At 69.0% G+C, this 7370-nt stretch carries 5 protein-coding genes; 2 read left to right on the top strand and 3 right to left on the bottom strand.

Annotation, left to right across the window (positions count from 1 at the left end; translation table 11 throughout):
- Positions 1-183: 183 nt before the first annotated feature.
- Entirely contained in the window at positions 184-1815 is a 1632-nt protein-coding gene (locus GZ997_RS11180; protein WP_162679937.1) for a Na+/H+ antiporter NhaC family protein, read from the bottom strand.
- 191 nt (positions 1816-2006) lie between these two features.
- On the opposite strand from GZ997_RS11180, the gene nrdF reads away from it, so the two are divergent.
- Complete coding sequence (gene nrdF / locus GZ997_RS11185) at positions 2007-2981, top strand: class 1b ribonucleoside-diphosphate reductase subunit beta (RefSeq protein WP_161923327.1); 975 nt, start codon at positions 2007-2009, stop codon at positions 2979-2981.
- A gap of 34 nt (positions 2982-3015) precedes the next feature.
- Entirely contained in the window at positions 3016-4104 is a 1089-nt protein-coding gene (locus GZ997_RS11190; protein WP_162679938.1) for a hypothetical protein, read from the top strand.
- Positions 4105-4207: 103 nt separating this feature from the next.
- Here GZ997_RS11190 and GZ997_RS11195 read toward each other — a convergent pair whose 3' ends face one another.
- Positions 4208-5386: an ABC transporter ATP-binding protein gene (locus GZ997_RS11195; protein WP_162679939.1), complete on the bottom strand. Its 1179-nt coding sequence runs from the start codon at positions 5384-5386 to the stop codon at positions 4208-4210.
- Positions 5387-5498: 112 nt separating this feature from the next.
- Positions 5499-7247 (bottom strand): iron ABC transporter permease, encoded by a 1749-nt coding sequence (locus GZ997_RS11200; protein WP_162679940.1) that lies wholly within the window; start codon positions 7245-7247, stop codon positions 5499-5501.
- Positions 7248-7370 lie beyond the last annotated feature (123 nt).

Raw genomic sequence — 7370 nt, forward strand, 5'->3', positions numbered from 1 at the left:
CGACCTTGGGGTGCGTTTTACGACCACCCCGGGGTCGTAAAACGCACACCAGGGTCGTGATTCGACATCAAGGGCGTCTTGACGAGCACCGCCGGGAGGATATTCAGGCAGTGGGCGGCACCTGTGGCGGGAAGATCCGGGTCCGGCCTGCCACCCCGCGGTCGGAACGGCCTGGGGTGAACCTCACCGCCGAGTCGCCTGGCGGCTCTCGGAGACGTTGGCGGGCGCGGACGAGGCGTCTCCCGCCGGGCCGATGGGCGGCAGCCATGCGCGCATGGCTAGGGCGAAGCCGATCAGCGCGGCGACGGTGACCGCAACGCCGAGCACCCCGGATTCCGTCGCCGAGAAGGCCACGTATCCGAGTAGCGCCGCGGCCGCGCTGGCGCCGGCGTAGGGCAGCTGCGTGTTGACATGGGTGATGTGGTTGCAGCCCGCGCCCGTGCTGGACAGGATCGTCGTGTCCGAAATCGGGGAGCAGTGATCACCCCACACGGCGCCCGCGAGCACGGCCCCGAATGCGGGGATCAGCAACTCACCGCCGCCCGCGACCGCCCCCATGATCTCCCCGGCGATCGGCAGGAGAATGCCGAAGGAGCCCCAGGACGTGCCGGTGGCGAAGGCCATTGCGCCCGCGATGATGAACAGCATCGGGATGAGCCATTGGGGCGGCACCGCCGCCGATTCGACGAGCGACCCCAGGTAGGCGCCCGTGCCGAGCTCGGAGATCAGCGCTCCCAGCATCCAGGCGCACAGCAGGATCTCAATGGCGGGGAGCATGGAGCGGGCGCCCTCAATGACACCCCGCGCGGCCGTCTTCGCCTCGAACACCGGGTCTTCGTGCGTGAAGTGGAAGTAGTAGAAGGCCGCGGTCGCCAGGCCCAGGACGCCGCCGATATTCAGCGATAGGGCGACGTCGGTATTGGCGAGCATATCGAGAATCGCCCAGGAGCCGGATGCCCGGTGACCCGTACCCAGGATTCCGCCGACGACGCCGGCCACCAGGACGGCGAAGGGGACGATCAGGGCCCGCCTCGCGCCCGGCTCGTGCCGCGGCAGCGAATCGGTGAGCTGGCCCGGGATCTGCTCGCCTGGGTCGTACAGGCTGCCCGTGGCGACGGCGCGGCGCTCTTCACGTCGCATCGCACCGAAGTCGAGCTCCAGGACAACTGTGGCCCACAACAGGATCAGCGCGGCGATGGCGTAGTAGTTCATCCCCGCGGAGCGGATGAATGCGCCGGCGTCGGAGGCCTTGATGCCTAGTCCCGCGACGATTGGGCCCATGATGCCGATGATCGAGGCTCCCCAGCTGGAGAAGGGCGCTAGCACGGCCACGGGCGCGGAGGAGGAGTCGATGAGGTAGGCGAGCTTGGCCCGCGACACCCGCTGCTGATCGGAGACGGGGCGGGAGACCTGCCCCACGGCCAGCGCGTTGAAGTAGTCGTCAACGAAGATCACGGTCCCCAGCGCCGCCGCGAGGACCTGGGCGCCGCGCCGGGTGCGGACCCGCGTCATCGCCCACTCGGCGAAGGCCTGCGTGCCGCCGGACATCAGCACCAGGGAGGTGATCACGCCGAGCGTCAGCAGGAAGACAAGAATCAGAACGTAGTAGGAGTTGACCGCCCCCTCAGCCCAGAAGATCTGCGAGAAGGCCTCCCAGACCTTGGTCAGGGTCCCGGCAATGCCTCCGTCGGCGATCAGCGCGGCGGCGGCAAGAATGCCCACGGCCAGCGAGGTGATGACCTTCTTCGTCCCGATCACCAGCGCGATCGCCAGTAGCGGCGGGACGAGGGACAGTACCGGGTAGGACTCGATCATCAACAGTTCCGTTCTTTGGGTGCCGGGGTGGCACCAGGCTAGGGCATGGGCTGACCAGGACTGTATGGAACCTGCGCATCTCACCAGCGAGCCGCCCCGGCCGCGGGGCATCTCACGTCGGCGCGAGCGGGCGTGCGGCGCCGTCGTCGGTAGCATGAGGGGCCCCAACTGAGCACACCCGGGAGGATCCCATGCCTGAGCCCATCAAGCTCATCGACCGCGTCCAGGCGATCAACTGGAACCGGCTCGTAGACGACAAGGACCTGGAGGTCTGGGACCGGCTCACCGGCAACTTCTGGCTCCCGGAGAAGGTGCCGCTGTCCAATGACGTCCAGTCCTGGGCCACGCTCAACCAGGCCGAGCAGAACATGACCACCCGCGTGTTCACCGGCCTGACCCTGCTGGACACCATCCAGGGGACCGTCGGCGCGGTCTCCCTCATCCCGGATGCCCGCACCCCGCACGAGGAGGCGGTGCTGACCAACATCGCCTTCATGGAGTCGGTGCACGCCCGCTCCTACTCCTCGATCTTCTCCACCCTGATCTCCACCGCCGAGATCGACGAGGCCTTCCGCTGGAGCGAGGAGAACGAGAACCTGCAGCGCAAGGCCCGCATCATCCTGGACTACTACCGCGGTGACGACCCGGAGAAGCGCAAGGTCGCCTCCACCATGCTGGAGTCCTTCCTGTTCTACTCCGGCTTCTACGCCCCCATGTACTGGTCGGCGCACGCCAAGCTCACCAACACCGCCGACCTGATCCGCCTGATCATCCGCGACGAGGCCGTGCACGGCTACTACATCGGCTACAAGTACCAGCTGGCCGTGCGCGAGTCCTCCCCCGAGCGCCAGGCCGAGCTGAAGGACTACACCTTCGAGCTGCTCATGGAGCTGTACGACAACGAGGAGCAGTACACCGAGGACCTCTACGACGAGCTGGGCCTGACCGAGGACGTGAAGAAGTTCCTGCGTTACAACGCCAACAAGGCGCTGATGAACCTCGGCTACGAGGCGCTGTTCCCGGCCGACACCACCGACGTGAACCCGGCGATCCTCGCGGCGCTCTCCCCCAACGCGGACGAGAACCACGACTTCTTCTCCGGCTCCGGCTCCTCCTACGTCATCGGCACCGCGGAGGCCACCCAGGACGAGGACTGGGACTTCTAGCAGGGGCCAGTGAGATGCATCGGGCGTGGATGAGATGAGCGAACCCGCCGCGTCCGCCGCCGGTTCCCGGCCATGGTGGCGCGCGTGGCGTCTGCCCGGCGGGCGGCGTCGGTGGGTGGCCGCCATCTGCTGCCTGGTGGTGGCGACGGCGGTTACCCTGGCGGTGATCTCGTACAACTCGCCGCTGCGTCGGCTGAGTCGGCAGGTGGAGTCCTGGGCCGGCGGCCAGGACGCCGTGCTGAAGGCGACGACGCAGCTCTATCCGGAGTGGCCTGAGCTCCTGCCGGAGCGCCTCGTGGTGGAGGCGGAGATTCGGCCCGAAACGACCGCGGCCGAGGTCTGCGGACTGGCGGATCAGCTCAACGGGCTATTCGACCCCGAGGCCGGCGACGACATCCGCCGCGATCTCAGCCTGCGCCTGACCAGGAGCGGAACCAGCATCGTCTACGAGGACCAGTTGTTTTGGCCGCGATCGTCTGTGGGGCGCGACTGGGAGGCGCCCCACTGCGCCCCGCTGGAGTACGCCTACGACTTGGCGGGCCCGGGCGTGGAGGAGATCGTCGCCAGCCCCGACTCCCTGCGGATCACGCGCGCCGACGCCGACGCGGTCCCGACGGGCCTGGTTGCGCGCGCCCCCGCCGACGCCGGAACAAGGGCGACGGCCACGGATGATGTACGTGTGCGCGGCTGGCAGGTGGAGGTCAGGGCCGACTCGGACAAGACCGTGCCCACAGAGGTTCTGGGCCCCGTCATGGAGGCGCTTCCGGCGAATGACGACGGTCTGGTCTGGCTGGACTCCCAGGGCGATTGCGCAAGCGTTCGGCTCGCCGATTCGGTCGTCAGTCTGACCGCAAGGCGGCTGGAGGACCAACCGGGCGGGCCGACGGTTGAGGAGCAGGCGGCGGCGGTTCTGGCCGCGGCGGAGGGAACGCCGGGGCTGGAGCTGGTCGCCATCTGCGCTTCTAAGTGGCTCGCCGACACGGCGGACGACCCGGATTCCACCGGCAGCTGCGTGTACTTCGATCTCGACGCCGACGGCGCCATCAACCCGGACACGCCCTATCCGCATGGGCTCGCCGACCCGGACGCCCTGTACGCGGCCGCGCAGGCGCTGCGCGACTGAGCGCTAGCGGCGCAGTCTCACGGCGCAGGCGCCGCTGAAAGCTGCCAAGAGGAGCATCAGCGGCAGGCCGGCGCACGTGATGGTGTCGTCGAGGACCAACAACTCACTCGTCGGCGGCGGGCAGCACCCAGGCGCGGGAGGCGGCGAAGCCGACGCGCACGACGTCGCCCTCCGCGTGCACCGCGCTCACGTCGGGGTCGGACTCCACGCAGACGATGGTGCCCACCTGCGTCTCCACCTCGTACTCCACGTGGTCGCCGTAGAACACGGTCGACAGCACCCGGCCCATGTCGCCCACGAGCTCGCCCGCACCGGCGGCGGCATCCTGCGCACCGACCTGCTCCAGGCGCACCGACTCCGGGCGCACCACCACGGTGACGGCGTCGCCGTCGCGCACGGCCTCGTGGCAGGCGGCCTCGACGCCGTGCCCCAGCACCTGCACGCCGCACTTGCCCGCGGACACGCCCTGCGCCGTTGCCTGCAGGAAGTTGGCGCGGCCGATGAAGTCAGCCACGAAGGTGGAGGCGGGCCGCCGGTAGATCTCCTCCGGCGTGGCCACCTGCTCGATCCGCCCCGCGTTCATCACCACGATCCGGTCGGACATGGTCATTGCCTCGGACTGGTCGTGGGTGACGTAGATCGAGGTGATGCCCATGCGCTGCTGCAGGCGGCGGATCTCCAGGCGCATGCGCACGCGCAGCTTCGCGTCCAGGTTGGACAGCGGCTCGTCGAACAGCAGCACCTTGGGCTGGACCACCATGGCGCGCGCCAGCGCCACCCGCTGCTGCTGGCCACCGGACAGCTCATTGGGGGCCCGGTCCGCCAGTGAGGTCAGGTTCATGGACGTCAGCGCCACATCCACCTGCTCGCGCATCTCCTCCGCGGGCACGCGCCGCAGCTTCAGGCCGTAGCCGACGTTGTCGCGCACCGACAGGTGCGGGAACAGCGCATAGGACTGGAACACCATGGACATGGGGCGCCGGTTGGGCGGCAGGGACACCATGTTCTGCCCGTCGAGGATGACCTGCCCCTCGGTGGCGTTCTCGAAGCCGGCGATCATGCGCAGCGTGGTGGTCTTACCGCAGCCGGATGGCCCCAGGAAGGTGATGAATTCACCGGGGGCGACGTCCAGGCTCACCCCGTGCACCGCGTACACGTCTTTGCCGCGGTTCGAGAACACCTTGACGACGTCGCGCAGCTCCAGGTGCCCGGTGGGGTCCTCCCGCTTGGGGGTGGCCTGTGCGGAGGGGGCGGTCGATGCGGGGGTGGAGGAAGTGGTCATGTGGGAGCCTCCTTGGCTCTCGCCCCATTGGTCGGGGCGTGGATGGCTGGGTGGATGAGTTCGGGGCCGACGACGCCGCACGGTTCGGTGGGCGCCTGTCTGTGGGTGCCGCTCAGCGCGGCTCGCGTCCCGCGCCGGTGCCGCGAATGAGCAGGTTCAGGCCGCCGATCACGGTCATCACGATCAGGATCAGGATCGTGCAGAAGGCGAAGGCGTTGCCGAAGCGGCCCGCGTCCACCTCCGCCAGGATCTGGGAGGTCATGATCTTGGTGTGCGGGGTGGTGATGAAGATGATCGGGGACAGCGTCGTCATGGAGCGGGCGAAGGCGTAGACCAGACCGGTCAGGAAGGCCGGCCGGATCAGCGGCAGCGTCACCCTGCGGAAGGTCTGCGCGCCCGAGGCGCCCAGCGACGTCGAGGCCTCGTCAATCGCCTTGTCGATCTGCTGCAGGGAGGCGATGCCGGAGCGCTGCCCGGCGGGCATAGAGCGCGCCACGTACACCATGACGATGGCCATGGCACCGCCCGCGATGGCACTGCCGCCGGCGAGTGGGGCGATGATGTTGACGCCGAACAGCGCCACCGGACGGTTGAAGGTCACCAGGTAGCCGATTCCGATGACCGTGCCCGGCACGGCCAGGCCCAGCATGCCCAGGAAGTCGATCAGGGCGGCGCCGCGGCGCATGCGCACCACCACCAGCCAGGCCACGAGCATGCCTAAAATGCCCGCGATCGGGGTGGCGATCAGCGCCAGGATGGTGGTGTCGATCATCGACTCGTTCCCGATGCCGGACAGCAGGTACTCGAAGTGCCGCAGCGTGAAGGAGTTGTTCACGCCGAGGATCTCCACGAAGGCGCCCACCACCACGGCCGCGTACACCGTGACCACCAGTGCCAGCACCGCCACGGAGAAGGCCAGCAGGGGGATGCGGGCCACGTTGGCGCGCAGCAGCTCGAAGGAGCCGGTCGGCTTGCCCGTCACCGTCACCGTGGAGGACCGGCCCGACCAGTACCGCTGCAGCAGGAACACCAGCAGGGAGGGCACCAGCAGCACCAGGGAGTAGGCGGCGCCCGCCGCCGTGTTGTACTCGCCGTTGATGGCGATGTAGGCGCGCGAGGCCAGCACCGTGTAGTCCCCGCCGATCACCAGCGGGTTGGCCAGGTCGGCGATCGCCTCGGTGAACAGCAGCAGGAAGGATGCGCCCAGGCCGGGCACCACCATCGGCAGCGTCACCGTGCGGAACACCGTGAACTTGGAGGCGCCCAGGGAGGCCGCCGCCTCCTCCATGGACGGGTCGAGGCTGCGCAGCATGCCCACCAGGTTCATGTAGGCCACCGGGAAGAAGGACAGCGACAGCACCAGGGTCAGCCCCGGCAGTCCGTAGATGTTCCACTCCTGCCCCAGCAGCTGGGTGGAGATGATGCCGTTGCGTCCGAACAGGGTGATGGACGCCGTCGCCACCGCGAAGGGCGGGGATACCACCGGCAGCAGGCAGATCAGGTGGAACAGGCGCTTGCCGCGGAAGGCCACCCGCACCTGCACGTAGGCCAGCAGGAAGCCGACCAGGGTGCCGACGGTGCCCACCACCGTGCCCAGTACGAGCGTGTTCAGGACCGTGGCCCGGTTGGTGCGGGAGGAGGCGAGCTTGCTGAGCACGGCCAGTCCGTCCGCGGACAGCGCCTCGCCCAGGACGCGGCCCAGCGGCAGCAGGACCAGGAAGACGAGGACTAGGAGGACGACGGCGAGGATCGTCGTCGTCACCGGGTCTTGCTTGACCCGGGTGCGGCCACGGGCGGAGGCCTTGGCGGGAGGGGCTTGGGTGAGGGAGGCGGCGGTCATGGGGGTCGCGCTTGAGGTCATGGGTGGTCCTCGGCTGGGTCGGGCGGGGAGTGATCGACGGCGGCCGGCTCCACTGGGGAGCGGTCGCACGGGGCCGGTCCGGCCGGTGCGGCACGCACGCTGGTGCGCCCGCACCGGCCGGAC

Origin of the sequence: Actinomyces sp. 565 (genome assembly GCF_010365615.1) — a bacterium.
In the GTDB taxonomy this organism is placed as follows: Bacteria; Actinomycetota; Actinomycetes; order Actinomycetales; family Actinomycetaceae; genus Actinomyces.

Bases quoted from the DNA above. Each gene is read 5' to 3' on its own strand.
- GZ997_RS11195 (WP_162679939.1), bottom strand. From the start codon at position 5,386: ATGACCACTTCCTCCACCCCCGCATCGACCGCCCCCTCCGCACAGGCC.
- GZ997_RS11190 (WP_162679938.1), top strand. From the start codon at position 3,016: ATGAGCGAACCCGCCGCGTCCGCCGCCGGTTCCCGGCCATGGTGGCGC.
- GZ997_RS11180 (WP_162679937.1), bottom strand. From the start codon at position 1,815: ATGATCGAGTCCTACCCGGTACTGTCCCTCGTCCCGCCGCTACTGGCG.
- GZ997_RS11200 (WP_162679940.1), bottom strand. From the start codon at position 7,247: ATGACCTCAAGCGCGACCCCCATGACCGCCGCCTCCCTCACCCAAGCC.
- nrdF (WP_161923327.1), top strand. From the start codon at position 2,007: ATGCCTGAGCCCATCAAGCTCATCGACCGCGTCCAGGCGATCAACTGG.